The following is a 15824-nucleotide window of genomic DNA, read 5'->3' as shown; positions in this document are numbered from 1 at the left end:
GCTTAAGTGATTCTGCGAGGTTCTGCGCCGTGAGAATGAGGTGTCAGTCGCGAAGTATCGGTGCAGCGAGCGCTTCCAGCGCCTCTCGATCCGTCAGTTCCAGCTCACGCCGGTCGACCTGCAGCAGGCCGTCCTGCTGGAACCGCTTCAGTACCCGGCTCACGGTTTCCGGCGCCAACCGCAGATAGTTGGCGATATCGGTGCGCGCCATGGTCAGTTGGAAGCGGACCGATGAAAAGCCGCGTGTGGCCAAACGGCGTGACATGCCGATCAGAAAGGCGGCCATGCGTTGGTCTGCCGTCCAGTCACCCGCGAGTAGGGACGCCTGGCCGATGTCGCGGCTCAATAGCCGGAACAAGTGCTTCTGCAACCCTGGCAACTGCGCGGCCAGCAACGAGATCTTGGGGAAAGAAAACCGGCACAACATCACCGTGTCCAATGCCACCGCATTGCAGGGGTAATGCTCCCCGTCGATGGCATTGAGTCCAATCACCTCACCGGGCAAATGAAAGCCCAGCACATGCTCGCGGCCGTCGGGGTCTACCACATAGGTCTTTACCGTTCCAGCCCGTACCGCGGCGATGGCTTCGAACGGATCGCCTTCGCGGAAGATATGATCGCCGGCGTGCAACGGGCCGAGGTGCTCGACCAGCATGTGCAAATCCACAAGCGCGCGCTTGTCCATGCCTTGCGACAGGCAAGCCTGCGAGAACGCGCAGGTCGAGCAGAAAGTCAGCGCGTCGCCGTCGTTGGCCAGCGTGCGCTTGTCCGTGCGCGGGAACGCACTGCCGGTCATGCCTTTTGCCCTACCGTTACACGGCGCGGGAGAAGCGGGGCAAGCGCTCTGAGTCGGGTGGGTCGAGATAATGGTCGAAGCACATGGCAATATTACGTAGCAATAGCCGTCCTTGCGAAGTGGCCTTTATCTGACCGGCTTCGAGCAGCACCAGCCCATCGGCCACCAACGGCTGCAGGGCGGCCAGCGCATCGGCGAAATGCTCGGCAAAATCGATGGCATAGCGCCGCTCCAAGGCGCGGACCGGTATTTCCCCCTGGCACATCAGTTCCTGGATCAGGTCCGCCCGCAAACAGTCGTCTTCACTTAGGCGCATGCCGCGAACCAGCGGCAACCGGCCCTGGTCGATGGCGGCCTGCCAAGTGGGCAAATCGCGCGGGTTCTGGGTATAGGAATCGCCGATGTGGCTGATCGCGCTCACGCCCATCCCCACCAAGTCGGTGTCGGCGTGGGTGGTATAGCCCATGAAATTGCGATGCAGGCTGCCCTCGGCCTGCGCCTTGGCCAACTCGTCGCCTGGCAGGGCGAAATGATCCATGCCGATGTAGACGTAGCCTGCGGCCGTCAGCCGTTCGATCGCCAACTGCAACAAGCCCAGCTTGGCCTCGGCAGTCGGCAATTCGGCTTCCGCGATCCGTCCTTGCGCCTTGAACAACGTCGGCATGTGCGCATAACCGTAGACCGCCAGCCGGTCCGGACGCATGGCCACCACCGCGTCGAGCGTGCGTGCGAACCCTTCGCGATTTTGCTTGGGCAAGCCGTAAATCAGATCGATGTTCACAGAACGCAGGCCGTGGCGCCTGCAGGCCTCTACGATGGCCGTTGTCTCGTCTATCGATTGGATACGGTTGACGGCAGCCTGCACCGCCGGATCGAAATCCTGCACGCCGAGGCTGGCGCGATTAAATCCAATCGAAGCCAGCGCCGCGACGTCATCAGGTGAAACGCAACGCGGATCAAGCTCGATCGAAAAATCACGCCTGGGCGAATCGGAGAACCTGAATTGGGTGCGCAGGGTAGCGACCAGTTCCTCCAACTGTCCTGGCGACAGGAAATTCGGCGTCCCGCCGCCCAGATGCAACTGGATTACTTCCCGATCCCGATCAAACAACTCGGCCATCATCGCGATTTCGCGATAGAGCCTCACCAAGTAGACCTCGCCTCGCACCGGATCCCGGGTGATGATCCGATTGCAACCGCAGTAAAAGCACGGATTGGCGCAGAATGGGACATGCACATACAGGGAGAGCCGGCGCGGGATGGGATCGCCGTTGCTGGCCCTGGCAGCCAACCGCAAATCGTCTTCCCCAAACCCGGTGGAGAACTGCGGCGCGGTCGGATAGGACGTATATCGCGGCCCAGGCCGATCATATTTGCGGAGGGTCGCGGCATCGAAGGTGGGCTGTTGAGTGCGCATGACGGCAGGCTATCCGCGCTCGCCGTATTGCGCCTTGATCCGGATCAAGTGTCCGGCTCGTCCCGGACAGTTTCTCTCGCCCTCTGTGGAACCTGCTCGGCCTTACTGCAGATTGCGCACAATGGCTGGACCATTTCCTTATGCCGCTGAATACGGCTTGCTCAGGCCGACCCGCTGCTTGGAGGCGATGGCGCTGCCTCCGAGTTGCCTGCGGCTAACATCACATCGTGCTCGACGATCGCTACTCCGTGCGCACCGACAGTAATGGTCAATTCGAATTTCCGTGGGTGGCTGGCGGCCACATCAAATCAACGTGCTCTCTGACAAGGCGATTGGGCGTCGCCTTGCAGCGGTCTTTATCCGCAGCCGGCATCGGCACTCCTGATAGCAGGATGTCCTTGCAGCTCCGTCCTTCTGCCTGCTGATCGAGCCCGGGTTCCAGCGACGGGTTGAGGCCCTAGGGCCTCGGATGGCAATTCGGCGTTCCCGCTCCGTAAGCCTACGTCCTGTTCATCGTTCTAGACGACCGGTCTAATTGAGTTTAGAGTCCGTAGCCATGAATACCGCCACCGCCCCCACCGACGTCCGCCAGCACATCCTCGACGTGGCCCACCCACTGTTGCTGCGCAAGGGTTTCAGCGCGGTCGGCCTGGCCGAAATCCTGGCCGCGGCGCAGGTGCCGAAGGGCTCGTTCTATCACTACTTCGGTTCCAAGGAGGCCTTCGGCGAGGCCGTGCTGGAAGCCTATTTCAGCGACTACCTGGCGCGTATGGATACCCTGCTGGCGCAGCCGGGGCCTGCCGCGCGTCTCCTGATCGGCTACTTCCACGATTGGCTGGACTCGCAGACCGGCGATGAGGCCCAGAGCCGCTGCCTCGTGGTCAAGCTGGGCGCGGAGGTCTGCGACCTGTCCGAGAGCATGCGCGCAGCACTGGGGCGCGGGACCCGCGGCATCGTCGAACGCCTGGCGCGCTGCATCGAAGAGGGCGGGCAGGACGGTTCGCTGTCGGCCCCGCCGGACGCGAACGCGGCCGCGCTCACGCTCTACCAGAGCTGGCTCGGCGCCAGCCTGCTGGCCAAGATCACCCGCGACCGCGCGCCCTTGGACACGGCCATGGTGGGCACGCGGCAGTTGCTGGGTCTGGCGCTCTACATCTGAGGCGGCGCGGCGCAGGCCCTCCCGCCTTTCTCTTTGCTCTATCTATAGACGACCGGTCTATTTGATTCGTGTCTTTACCCCGTCCACGCCACCGGCGCCTATGAGTGCCGGCGGCCCCGAAGCTTCCACCCCACAGGATTGCCCCATGCCGCAGACCGACACCCTCAATCGCCGCATCCTCCTGGCAGCGCGCCCGCGCGGCGTGCCGACGCCGCAAGACTTCAGGATTCACGAGGACGCCGTGCCGACGCCGGACGAAGGACAGGTGCTGCTGCGCACGCTGTTCCTGTCGCTCGATCCCTACATGCGCAACCTGATGGACGAAGCCGGCACCAGCTACGCGCCGGGCGTGCGCCTGGGCGAGCCGATGGTCGGCGGCACGGTCAGCCGCGTCGTCGCCTCCAGACATCCGCAATACCGAGTCGGCGACTTGGTGCTGGGCAGCGCGGGCTGGCAGGACTACGCGCTGTCGGACGGGAGCGATCTGCTCGCGCTGGGCGACATGGCCCAGCCCTCGCTGGCGTTGGGCGGTCTGGGCATGCCCGCGTTCACCGCCTATGTCGGCCTGCTCGATATCGGTCAGCCCAAGCCGGGCGAGACCGTGGTCGTGGCCGCGGCGACCGGCGCGGTCGGCGCGGTGGTCGGGCAGATCGCCAAGCTCAAGGGCGCGCGCGTGGTCGGCATTGCCGGCGGCGCCGACAAATGCCGCTACGCGGTCGAGGAACTCGGCTTCGACGTCTGCCTGGACCGCCGCGACCCGCGGTTGGCCGAACGCCTCGCTGCCGCCTGCGCGGACGGCATCGACGTCTATTTCGAGAACGTCGGCGGCGAGGTGTTCGACGCGGTGCTGCCCTTGCTCAACCACAACGCGCGGGTGCCGGTGTGCGGCGTGATCGCGCACTACAACGAAGAAGTCCCGCCGCAGGGCCCGGACCGGCTGCCGCTAGTGATGACGACGCTGCTGCAAAAGCGCATCCGCATGCAGGGCTTCATCATCCTCGATCACTACGCCGATCGCTTCGCAGCCTTCCGTCGCGACATGGGCGAATGGGTCGAGAACGGCCGGGTGAAGCTGCGCGAGGATCGGGTCGAAGGGCTGGAGAGCGCCCCGACGGCGTTCATCGGACTGCTCGAAGGGAGCAACTTCGGCAAGCTCGTGGTGCGCGTCGGCGCGGACTGAGAGCGAAACCCGGCGATACGTCCGGCCGCCCCGCGCAGCCGGACGTATCGCTCGATAATCGCCCGGCCGGTTCGCCCCCGTGGCGAAACGGCCGCGACCCCACGTGTCGCCCCAAGTTCGTGGCACTCTGCGCCGGTCCTGCCGCCGAACGAGGAACGACGATGCTGCGCCGAGCCCTGCTGCTGTCGCTGTGCATCGCCCTGAGCGCCTGTGCGACCACAACGCCAGCACCCCGCGTCGACGCCGCCATGCACGGCGATGCCGCGCGCCCCGCCGATGCGGCGGGCTGGATCCGCAGCGAGCTCTACTTCAGCGTCGGCACCGAGGGCCAGCCGCAGACCCAGGTCGACGAGGCGCAATGGCTCGCCTTTCTCGACCGCGAAGTCACGCCGCGCTTTCCCGACGGCCTGACGGTGTTCGACGGCTACGGCCAGTGGCTGTTCCGCGGCGCCGCCGGCCCCGAGCGCCAGCGCGCGAAGGTGCTGGTGGTGCTGCACGAGGACACGCCCGCGCGCAGCGCCGACATCGAGGCGATCCGCGTGGCCTGGAAACGCGCCAGCGGCCACCAGTCGGTGCTGTGGTCGCGACAGCGGGCGGACGTTTCGTTCTAGCGCCGACGCTGTTCGCGCGGCCCGTCCAGCCTGCACAATCCCAGGTCGCCCACCGCAGCACCCAGGACACGCCGATGACCGCCACCTCCTCACGCCGCTGGTTCGTCGCCGGCGACCTCAACGGCTTCTTCGGCCTGGTGGTGGACAATTTGTCCATCCTGGGCTTCATCGCTGCGGCGCTGATCGGCATCTTCGGTTTCCCGGCCGAGATCGTGTACACGCGCATGTTCCCCGGCACCGCCTTCGGCGTGCTGGTCGGCAACCTGATCTACACGGTGATGGCGCGGCGCCTGGCCGCCAGGACCGGTCGCGACGACGTGACCGCGATGCCGCTGGGCCTGGACGCGCCGACCAGCATCGGCATGGCCTTGCTGGTGCTGGGCCCGGCCTTCGTCGCCTACAAGCAGTCCGGTCTGGACGAGCAGGCCGCGGCGATCGCGACTTGGCAGCTGGGCATGGCCTCGCTGATCGTGATGGGCCTGCTCAAGTTCGTGCTGTCCTTCGCCGGCGACGCGGTCACCCGCCTGATCCCGCGCGCCGGCCTGCTGGGTTCGATCGCCGGCGTGGCGCTGGTGCTGATGGGCTTCCTGCCGCTGGTCGAAACCCTGCGCTCGCCGATGGTCGGCTTCGTCACTCTCGGCCTGCTGCTGTACGTGCTGATCGCCAAGGGCCGCCTGCCGGTCAAGCTGCCCGGCGTGTTCGTCGCCTTCGTGTTCGGCACCGTTCTTTACTACGGCCTGGGGGCGCTCGGCCTGGGCGCGCCCGGCTTCCATTGGCCCGAAGCCGTGCCGCTGCAGATCGTGTTGCCGTGGCCGACCCTGGGCTTCCTCGACGGTCTTCCGGCGACCGTGCCCTACCTGCCGCTGCTGCTGCCGTTCGGCCTGCTGATGGTGGTCGGCGGCATCAACGTCAGCGAGAGCGCGCGCGCCGCGGGCGACGACTACCGCACCCGCGACATCCTGCTCGCCGAAGCGTTCTCGACCCTGGTCGCGGGCTTCTGCGGCGGCGTCGCCCAGACCACGCCCTACATCGGCCAGCCCGCGTACAAGCACATGGGTGCGCGCAGCGGCTATACCCTGCTGACCGGCTTGTTCGTCGGCCTGGGCGGCATGCTCGGCATCGTCTCCGGGCTGGTGCAATGGCTGCCGCTGGCGGTACTGGCGCCGATCATCGTCTACGTCGCGCTCGACATCACCACCCAGGCGTTCCAGGCCACGCCGAGCAAGCACGCCACCGCGATGGTGTTCGGCTTCCTGCCGTCGGTGGCCTACATGCTCGCGATCAAGACCGGCAACCCGGGCTGGATCGCGCCCGAGCACCACGCCCAGCTGATGAGCGCGCTCGACGGCCACGGCCTGCCGGAACTGGCGGTGATCGTGACCCTGGGCAACGGTTTCATCATGACTTCGATGATCTGGACCTCCGCGGTCGCGGCCATGGTCGACGGGCGGCTGCTGCGCGCTTCGGCGTTCCTGCTCGCAGGCGCGGCGTTGTCGCTGTTCGGCATCATCCACTCGGTCGACCCGCGCGGCGGCATCTATCTGCCCTGGGCGCTGGAGGGTTTGCCGCGCATCATCGCCTGGCAGTTCATCGGCGCCTATCTCGCCCTGGCGGCGCTGATGGCATTGCTGTCCCTGCAGCGCCAGCCGCGTCCGGACGCCGCGGCGGCTTGAGGCGGACGCCGCGCGTCCTTATATCGTACGTTCCCCTTCGAATCCGGCCCCGCCATGTCCCTGCAGACGCAACTCGACGCCGTGCCCGGCGTGACCGCGCGGCCCGAAGTCGCCACCCGCGACTTCGTGTTCAACCACACCATGCTGCGGATCAAGGATCCGGCCAGGTCGCTGGACTTCTACACCCGCGTGCTCGGCTTCACCCTGGTGCGCAAGCGCGATTTCGCCGAGGCCAGGTTCAGTCTGTATTTCCTGGTGCTGGTGCCGGAACCGGCGCAGATCCCGGCCGAGGAACCCGCGCGCGGCGAATGGCTGCTGAGCCAGCGCGGCGTGCTCGAACTCACCCACAACCACGGCACCGAAGACGATGCCGGCTTCGCCTATCACCACGGCAACAGCGAACCGCGCGGCTTCGGCCACATCTGCGTGTCGGTGCCCGATGTCGAGGCCGCCTGCGCGCGTTTCGAGCAGCTCGGCGTCGAGTTCCAGAAGCGCCTGAGCGACGGCCGCATGAAGGACATCGCCTTCATCAAGGACCCGGACGGCTACTGGGTCGAAATCCTGCAGCCGACCAGCCGGGTTTGATGCTTCGCGAGCCTGGAATCCGTACTTCTCTTTGAATGGGGGCCGGAGGGGGGCTATTGCCCTCCGCCCTGGGAAAATCCCCGTTCCCCCGGCCTCGCACGACGCCGGGCGCCCGCCCTCTTTTTGCAAAGGGGTCCGCGGTTCGCGCTCGCGGATTGCGGCGACCGCTACCCGCGCAGGCCGGCCTTCCGCAGGCTGAAGACCGGCCGGTCCCTGCGTCTCGGCCAGTCTTGAATCATCCGCCAAAGCCCGCATTAACAGGACATTCGCGGCTTACGCGCGACACTCGCGCCGGGCCGCCACACCTTTCGGAGAACCTTCCATGCGGATGGACAAGCTCACCTCGCGTTTCCAGCAGGCGCTGGCGGACGCGCAATCGCTGGCGGTCGGTCGCGACCACAGCGTGATCGAACCCGCGCACCTGCTCAGCGCGTTGCTGGATCAGAGCGGCGGCAGCACTCGGCCCTTGCTGGCGCAGGCCGGCGTCAACGTGCCGCTGTTGCGCGAGCGCCTCGGCGAAACCCTGGAAAAACTGCCCAAGGTCAGCGGCCAGGCCGGCAACGTCTCGCTCGGCAACGATCTGGCGCGCCTGCTCAATGTCACCGACAAGCTGGCCCAGCAGCGCGGCGACGCCTTCATCGCCAGCGAACTGTTCCTGCTGGCCGCGCTCGAAGACGGCGGCGACGTGGGCCGCGCGCTCAAGGCCGCGGGCGCGAGCAAGGCCAAGCTGGAACCGGCGATCGACAAACTGCGCGGAGGCGAGAGCGTGCAATCCGAGAACGCGGAAGAACAGCGCCAGGCGCTGGAGAAGTACTGCATCGACCTCACCGCGCGCGCCGAATCGGGCAAGCTCGATCCGGTGGTCGGCCGCGACGAGGAAATCCGCCGCACCATTCAGGTGCTGCAGCGCCGGACCAAGAACAACCCGGTGCTGATCGGCGAACCCGGCGTCGGCAAGACCGCGATCGTCGAAGGCCTGGCCCAGCGCATCATCAACAACGAAGTGCCCGAAGGCCTGCGCGGCAAGCGCGTGCTGTCGCTGGACATGGGGGCCCTGATCGCCGGCGCGAAATTCCGCGGCGAGTTCGAGGAGCGCCTGAAGGCCGTGCTCAGCGACCTGTCCAAGAACGAAGGCCAGGTGATCCTGTTCATCGACGAACTGCACACCATGGTCGGCGCCGGCAAGGCCGAGGGTTCTATGGACGCGGGCAACATGCTCAAGCCGGCGCTCGCCCGCGGCGAGCTGCACTGCATCGGCGCGACCACGCTGGACGAGTACCGCAAGTACGTCGAGAAGGACGCCGCATTGGAACGCCGCTTCCAGAAGGTGTTCGTGGGCGAGCCTTCGGTCGAAGACACCATCGCGATCCTGCGCGGCCTCAAGGAGCGCTACGCGGTCCACCACGGCGTCGAGATCACCGACCCGGCGATCGTCGCCGCCGCGACCCTGTCGCACCGCTACATCGCCGACCGCCAGCTGCCCGACAAGGCCATCGACCTGATGGACGAGGCCGCTTCGCGCATCCGCATGGAGATCGACTCCAAGCCTGAAGAGCTCGACCGCAAGGAACGCCGCCTGATCCAGCTCAAGATCCAGCGCGAGGCGCTGAAGAAGGAGAAGGACGCCGAGTCCAAGCAGCGCCTGGCCGATCTGGAAGCCGAGATCGCGACCCTGGAGCGCGACTTCAACGATCTGGAAGAAATCTGGAAGGCCGAGAAGGCGACTTTGCAGGGCGCGACCAAGATCAAGGAGCAGATCGAGCAGGCCAAGCTCGAACTGGAAGCCGCGCAGCGCACCCAGGACTACGCGCGCATGAGCGAGATCCAGTACGGCGCGTTGCCGGAGCTGGAGAAGCAGCTCAAGGCCGCGCAGGAAGCCGAAACCCAGGGCTTCAGGCTGCTGCAGGACAAGGTCACCGCCGAGGAGATCGCCGAGGTGGTCGCGCGCTGGACCGGCATCCCGGTGTCGAAGATGCTCGAAGGCGAGCGCGAGAAGCTGCTCAAGATGGAGCAGGCGCTGCACCAGCGCGTGGTCGGTCAGGACGAGGCGATCCGCGTGGTCTCCGATGCCGTGCGCCGTTCGCGCGCGGGCCTGTCCGATCCCGACCGCCCCAGTGGTTCGTTCCTGTTCCTGGGCCCGACCGGCGTCGGCAAGACCGAGCTGTGCAAGGCCCTGGCCGAGTTCCTGTTCGATTCCAGCGATGCCATGGTCCGCATCGACATGAGCGAGTTCATGGAGAAGCACGCGGTCAGCCGCCTGGTCGGCGCGCCTCCGGGCTACGTCGGCTACGAAGAAGGCGGTTACCTGACCGAGGCCGTGCGCCGCCGTCCCTACAGCGTGATCCTGCTCGATGAGGTCGAGAAGGCGCACCCGGACGTGTTCAACATCCTGCTGCAGGTGCTCGATGACGGCCGCCTCACCGACGGCCAGGGCCGCACCGTGGATTTCCGCAACACCGTGATCGTGATGACCAGCAACCTGGGCTCGCAGATGATCCAGGAGCTGGCCTCGGACGACAGCGCCGAGAGCTACACCCAGATGAAGGCCGCGGTGATGGGCGTGGTCCAGGCGCACTTCCGGCCGGAGTTCATCAACCGTCTCGACGACATCGTCGTGTTCCATCCGCTCGACAAGGTCCAGATCCGCGAGATTGCCAAGATCCAGATGCACGGCCTGGAGAAGCGCCTGGGCGAGCGCGGCCTCAAGCTGTCGCTGTCGGATGCGGCCTTGGCCCTGATCGGCAACGTCGGTTTCGACCCGGTCTACGGCGCGCGTCCGCTCAAGCGTGCGGTCCAGCAACAACTGGAGAACCCGCTCGCGCAGAAGATCCTGGGCGGCGAGTTCGTCAGCGGCGACACCATCCAGGTCGAAGCCGAGGCAGGGCACCTGGTGTTCCGCAAAGCCTGATTTGGAAACTGGGTGCGCGTTGAGGCGATCGCGGCTCACGCCGCTCCCACAGAAGGCGGCGGCGTCCGGATGCGATGCGGGCGACGCTGCACACTTGGATTACGAAACGGCCCGCGCGATGCGGGCCGTTTCGTTTGCGGAAAATACATGAGTGTTGGGGAAATCGCGGCTTACGCCGCTCCCACAGAAAACGGCGTCCGAATGCGAGGGGCGCGTCGCCGGTACTGTGGGAGCGGCGTGAGCCGCGATTGAACTCCGATCGCGACGTACCGCCCCGCGGCCGCTGTCTCAGTTCGCAGCCACCGCTGCTTTGCGCGGCACGATGCCCAGCGCCTGCTCGATCTCGGCCGGGTCGTAGCGCTTGCCGCCCTTGAACACCAGGTCGACCTTGCGGATGTCGCTCATGTCGCGCAGCGGATCGCCGTCGATCAGCACCAGGTCGGCGAGCTTGCCCGGCGCGATCACGCCGCGGTCCTTGTCCACGCCCAGCACCTGTGCCGGGGTCAGTGTCGCCAGGCGCAGCACTTCGGCATTGGCGATGCCGGCGCGCGAATAAACCTCCAGTTCCGCGTGCAGCATGTAACCGGCCAGCGCGTCGGTGCCGGGCAGGATGGTCACGCCGGCGTCGTGCACGGTCTTGAGCAGGCGCAGCATGGTCGGAAACGCCTGCCTGTAGGCCTCTTCCTTGCCGTGCGGCGGCTTCAGCGCGCCCCAGCTCAGGCCGCGCTGGGCCTGCGGCGGGAAACGTTCGGCGACGCCGCGCAAGCCCGGCGGGGTCTTGCTGTCGGGATCGCCGGCGTACAGATCCTCGGCCAGGGCCATGGTCGGGTCGAGCACGGTGTGGTGGCGCTTGAGGAAGTCGACGAACTCGCGCACCTCGGCCTTCTCCGGCGGGAACTCGTGGGCGTGCTCGCCGACCTCGGTCAGGCGCGCCTTGGTGCGGGTGTCCTGCACGCGCGGGTACATGAAGTTGAGTTCGACGAACAGGAAGTGCTGCAGTTCGTCGGCGCCGGCCTCGATGAACTGGCGCGCCGACATGAAGGCCGGCACGTGCCCGCTCACGCGCAGGCCGCGCGCGTGGGCGCGGTCGGCGATGATCGGGAACAGTTCCGGCTTCAGCGACGAATAGGTCTTGATCTGCATGTAGCCGCGGTCGGCGTAGAAGTCCACGGCCTTGAGCGCTTCCTCCGGCGTGTCGACCAGCATCTTGGTCGGGCCGGCATAGGGACCGGGGCCGTCGATGAAGCCGGCCATTATCACGCGCGGGCCGATCTCGGTGCCGGCCTCGAAGCGCTTCACGCGTTCGGGGAAGGTGTCGAAGTTGTTGGCGACGTCGCGCGCGCTGGTGACGCCGGCGGCGATGTCGAGCGCGCCGTCCTGGATCGACGCGTAATGCTTGTGCACGTCCCACAGGCCCGGCATCAGGAAGCGGCCGTTCGCGTCGATCACCTCGGCGCCGGCCGGCGCCTTGAGCTGGGCGTCGGGGGCGACGCGTACGATGCGCTCGCCCTCGATCAGCACGCTGGTGCCCGCCGTCGCTCTCAGGTCGCGCGGATCGTACAGGCGGGCATTGCGGATCAGCAGCGGTCCCTTGGGCGCATGGGTGAGCCGCTGCGCGAACTCGGCGCCCCAGCTCGCATCGGCGCGCTCCTGCAGTTCCAGCAATTTGGGCAGCGCGTCCTGCAACTCGGTGTCGATGACCACGAACCAGCCCGACGCGTAGATCGCGGCGGCGGTCGAGCCGTCGCTGCGCAGCCACAGCGAGCCTGGGGTGAAATCCAGGCCGACGATGCGCTGCAGGCTCAGTTTGACCGGGCCGTTCTTGCCGATCACCTCGTGCTCGCCCAGGGTTTCGAGGCGCGCCTCGCCCGCGGGCAGGATCGCGAGCTTGCGATCGGGCGCCTGCAGCAGCGCGCGAGCGAGGGCGCCGCTGACTTCCGGCGGGGCCTGCAGCGGCAGGAAGAACGCGGGCGCGGCCAGGGTCTTTTCGCCTTGTTCGCTGGGGTTCTTCCAGCTCGCGCGGCCGCCGCTGACCTGGTAGCGCTCTTCGAAGGGGTTGAGCAGGTAGTCGTTGCCGCTGCCCGAGTAGTCGGCCAGGGTGCCGTCGGGATTGAGGCGCCAGCGGGTCTTGCTGCGGTCGCCGCGACCGCGGTCGCTGAAGTGGTATTCCACCTGGATCGAGCCGTCGGTGGCGGTCTCGACGATCTGCTTGCCGGCGACGTTGCCCTGCATCAGCACCACTTGTTCGCGGCGTGCGGCGAGGGCATCGCCGATGGCGGTGGACAGTACCAGCGACAACAGCAACGGACCGGCGAAGCGCATGGCGCCCTCCTTGGGCATGGCCGCCGCGGGGCGCGGCGTCGGTCTTCCTTATAACGAATCCACACCGCGACGCATGTGCCGCGCGCGACGGAGATCGAAGCCCGGGGCCGGCGGCGATGCGTCGCGTCGGCGGTGCGCCAAAAGCGACGGCCCGGAAGTCCGGGCCGTCGGCGAGCGCATGCGGCCGCGATCCGCGGCTCAGATCACCACTTGTAGCCGACCTTCAGGTAGGCGAAGGCGCCGTTGAAGCCGAACGGCGAGGCGGTGTTGTAGGGCAGGTAGTTGCGCGTGCCCAACACCAGCTTGGACTCGTCGGGGTACTCGTCGAGCACGTTGTCGCCGCCGACGGTGAAGTCCCAGCTGTCCAGGTGGTAGGTCGCGGCCAGGTCCAGCGTCCACTTCGCGCCGAAGGTCTGGTCCAGCAACGGATTGGTGGCGTGCAGTTCGGTGAATTCGCCGTAGCGGGTGGCGGTGGCGTTGAAGCTCCAGTTGCCGGTGTCCCAATCGCCGGCCAGGAAGAACTTGTCCTTGGGCGCGCCCTTGGTGATGCGGCCGATCTCGGTGCGGCCGATGCGTACCGCGGCCGGATCGATCGCGGCCAGGCGCGCCGGGTTGGGCGCGATCTTCTCGATCTCGGTCTTGGAGTAGTTGTAGCCCAGGGTCAGGTTGAACTTGCCCGATGCCAGATCCAAGGCCTGGGTCGCGACGATGTCCACGCCCTGGGTCTTGGTGTCGACCGCGTTGGTGAAGTAGCGGCCGCCGCCGATGCCCGGATAGCCATTGGCCTGCAGGTAGTTGCGCACCGCGGTGCTGGTCAGGTTTTCCGACAGCAGGATGCGGTCGTCGACCTTGATGTGGTACGCATCGATGGTGATGTACAGGCCGTCGCTGGGCTGCAGCACCAGGCCCAGGCTGTAGTTGGTGGACTCTTCGGCCTTCAGCGACTCCGAACCCAGCGCGACCGCGGCGGGGTTGTCGACGCGGAAGGTGCCGATCTCGTACGGGACGCCGCTGATGAAGTTGGTCGCGATCGACTGGAAGAACTGCTGCTGCAGGGACGGCGCGCGGAAGCCGGTCGAGGCGGTGGCGCGCAGGGCGACCTTGTCGGTGAAGGCGTAGCGCGCCGACAGCTTGCCCGAGGTGGTGTCGCCGAAGTCGCTGTAGCTCTCGAAGCGCGCGGCGATGCCGGCGGAGAACTTGTCGGTCAGGTCGGCCTCGACGTCGGCGTACAGCGAATAGCTGTGGCGGTCGAAATCGCCGGCGTCGCTGGCGCGGAAGCCGGAGAACACCTGCGCGCCCGGGATGATCTGGCCGTTCGAGGCCGGCACGCCGCCGTTGGCGTAGGACAGCGGCTCGCCGGCGAGCTGGGAGAATTCCTCGCCGCGCCACTCCGCGCCCCAGGCGAAGGTCACAGGGTACTGCCAGCCGAAGTCCACCGGGCGGGCGAAGTCCAGGTTCAGCACGTGCTGGGTGACTTCGAGCGCGCCGGCGTAGAACTCCGTCGGCGAAGTCGGGCCGAGGCTGCGGTTGAGGGTGTGCTCGATGTCGAAGCTGAGCTCGTTGTGGCCGTAGTTGTAGCTGAAGTCGATCTGGGTGCCGCCGGCGGTTTCGCCGCGCAGGCCGACCACCGCGGCGCGGTCCTTGCTGACGTTGTGGATCTGCGGCAGGAAGCCGTTGGGGTAGATCGAGGGGATGTTGCGCGGGTCGCCGGCGAAGCGGAAATAGCCGTTGGAGAGCACGTCGCGCTTGCTGTAACTGCCGAAGGAATAGAAGGTCAGATAGTCGGTGGGGCTGTACTCGCCGTTGTACGAGACCGCGCCGCTGTCGATGTCGGGATCGCCGTAGCGCTGTTCGACCACGCCCTGGAACGGGCGCGCGCGGTTGGTCTGGTCCTGATGGCCGCCCTGCGCGGCCAGGTGCAGCTTGCCGTTCTCGCCGAGCTTGAAGCCGGCGTCGCCGGACAGCTGGTACTGCTCGCCGTCGCCGGCGCTGTACTGGCCGTAGCGCGCGGCGATGCTGCCGCCGTGGTCGCTGCCCTTGAGCACCACGTTGACCACGCCGGCGATCGCGTCGGAACCGTACTGCGCCGAGGCGCCGTCGCGCAGCACTTCCACGCGCTCGATCGAGGCGATCGGGATCGCGTTGAGGTCGACAGGCGAGGAGCCGCGGCCCTGGCTGCCGTTGAGGTTGATCAGCGCGGTGGTGTGGCGGCGCTTGCCGTTGACCAGCACCAGCACCTGGTCCGGCGCCAGGCCGCGCAGCTGCGCGGGGCGCACGGCGTCGGTGCCGTCGGTGATCGCCGGGCGCGGGAAATTCAGCGAGGGCAGGGCGCGCGCCAGCGCGGTCGCGAGTTCGACCGTGCCGGTGGCCTCCAGCGCCTCGGGGGTGATGATGTCGATCGGCGCGCTGGACTCGGCGACGGTGCGATCGCTGACCCGGGTGCCGGTGACGATCACCTGGTCCAGGGTGTGGGCCTCGGAGGCGGGTTCGCCCGGAGCGGGTGCTTGCTGGGCGTAGCCAGGAGCGGCGAGGGCGGCGAGCAGGGCGAGTGCGAGCGGACGACGGACGGCGCGGAAAGCAACGGACATGGTGCGCGGCTCCTTGCGGCGGAGGGATTGGTAGCGATGTCATTTTGGTTTAACACGGTTCTAACAACCCGGTCAAACCGATATCCGCATGAAGCGATAGCCAATTGGTATAGGGTTCGGGCGGTTTGTGACGGCGGTTGCCAAATCGAAGGTCGGGGCCGCGTCGGCGTCCGGATCGGGCGCTGGTTCGGATCCGGATCGGCCCGCAAACGAGTGGGGCGCAGCGGTGCCTGCAGCCTGGAACTCCGCGGTCGCCCCCCGCTCATGCCGTTTCGTCATGCCGGCCGGCCGCGGCCGGGCTGTTAACATGCGCGGGCTTGAGGTGATTGCCGGCCCCGCCGGCGATTGAAACGGGAATCCGGTGCGCCAGTCCTTCCAACGAAGCGACGGCTATTCCGGAGCTGCCCCCGCAACGGTAAGCAAGACGAACGATCCGCAACGAAGCCACTGTGCGCATGCATGGGAAGGCGCGGATCGGAGGGCTGGAGGCCCTCGCTTGCGAGCCCGGAGACCGGCCTGAGGCTGACCCGACACGCGGTGGGCGCTGTCATGGGGCCGCCTTGCGTCCGCGCTTCGTCGCCTCGT

10 protein-coding genes and 1 riboswitch are annotated in these 15824 nt (G+C 67.1%); of the genes, 6 read left to right on the top strand and 4 right to left on the bottom strand.

Translation table 11 applies throughout. The annotated features are described in order from the left end of the window. Positions 1-43: 43 nt before the first annotated feature. Positions 44-796 carry a helix-turn-helix domain-containing protein gene (locus ASD78_RS18465; RefSeq protein ID WP_056104158.1) on the bottom strand — a complete coding sequence of 251 codons (753 nt, stop codon included), beginning with the start codon at positions 794-796 and terminating at the stop codon, positions 44-46. A 16-nt stretch (positions 797-812) separates the two neighbouring features. Next, complete coding sequence (gene hemN, locus ASD78_RS18460; protein ID WP_056104156.1) at positions 813-2213, bottom strand: oxygen-independent coproporphyrinogen III oxidase; 1401 nt, start codon at positions 2211-2213, stop codon at positions 813-815. A gap of 556 nt (positions 2214-2769) precedes the next feature. On the opposite strand from hemN, the gene ASD78_RS18455 reads away from it, so the two are divergent. The 6 genes from ASD78_RS18455 to clpB all read left to right on the top strand — a co-directional run bounded on the left by ASD78_RS18455 (position 2770) and on the right by clpB (position 10329). Next, positions 2770-3372 (top strand): TetR/AcrR family transcriptional regulator, encoded by a 603-nt coding sequence (locus ASD78_RS18455; protein WP_056104154.1) that lies wholly within the window; start codon positions 2770-2772, stop codon positions 3370-3372. Positions 3373-3517: 145 nt separating this feature from the next. Then, positions 3518-4552, top strand: a complete 1035-nt coding sequence (locus ASD78_RS18450) for an NADP-dependent oxidoreductase (RefSeq protein WP_056104151.1) — start codon at positions 3518-3520, stop codon at positions 4550-4552. 161 nt (positions 4553-4713) lie between these two features. Further along, positions 4714-5163, top strand: a complete 450-nt coding sequence (locus tag ASD78_RS18445; protein WP_055900359.1) for a DUF3574 domain-containing protein — start codon at positions 4714-4716, stop codon at positions 5161-5163. 74 nt (positions 5164-5237) lie between these two features. Beyond that, positions 5238-6836 carry a hypothetical protein gene (locus tag ASD78_RS18440; protein ID WP_055900361.1) on the top strand — a complete coding sequence of 533 codons (1599 nt, stop codon included), beginning with the start codon at positions 5238-5240 and terminating at the stop codon, positions 6834-6836. A gap of 54 nt (positions 6837-6890) precedes the next feature. Continuing rightward, positions 6891-7421, top strand: a complete 531-nt coding sequence (gene gloA, locus ASD78_RS18435; RefSeq protein WP_055900364.1) for a lactoylglutathione lyase — start codon at positions 6891-6893, stop codon at positions 7419-7421. Positions 7422-7743: 322 nt separating this feature from the next. Continuing rightward, positions 7744-10329: an ATP-dependent chaperone ClpB gene (gene clpB, locus ASD78_RS18430; RefSeq protein ID WP_056104149.1), complete on the top strand. Its 2586-nt coding sequence runs from the start codon at positions 7744-7746 to the stop codon at positions 10327-10329. Between the two features lie 288 nt (positions 10330-10617). Here clpB and ASD78_RS18425 read toward each other — a convergent pair whose 3' ends face one another. Further along, entirely contained in the window at positions 10618-12651 is a 2034-nt protein-coding gene (locus tag ASD78_RS18425) for an amidohydrolase family protein (protein WP_162250185.1), read from the bottom strand. A 203-nt stretch (positions 12652-12854) separates the two neighbouring features. Further along, positions 12855-15239: a TonB-dependent receptor gene (locus ASD78_RS18420; protein ID WP_056104145.1), complete on the bottom strand. Its 2385-nt coding sequence runs from the start codon at positions 15237-15239 to the stop codon at positions 12855-12857. A gap of 303 nt (positions 15240-15542) precedes the next feature. Beyond that, a riboswitch (cobalamin riboswitch) is annotated at positions 15543-15774 on the top strand. Positions 15775-15824 lie beyond the last annotated feature (50 nt).

The organism is Lysobacter sp. Root667, assembly GCF_001427715.1.
GTDB lineage: Bacteria > Pseudomonadota > Gammaproteobacteria > Xanthomonadales > Xanthomonadaceae > Lysobacter.
The sequence above is the reverse complement of the archived record's forward strand: the minus strand, read 5'-3'. Positions and strand labels throughout refer to the sequence as shown.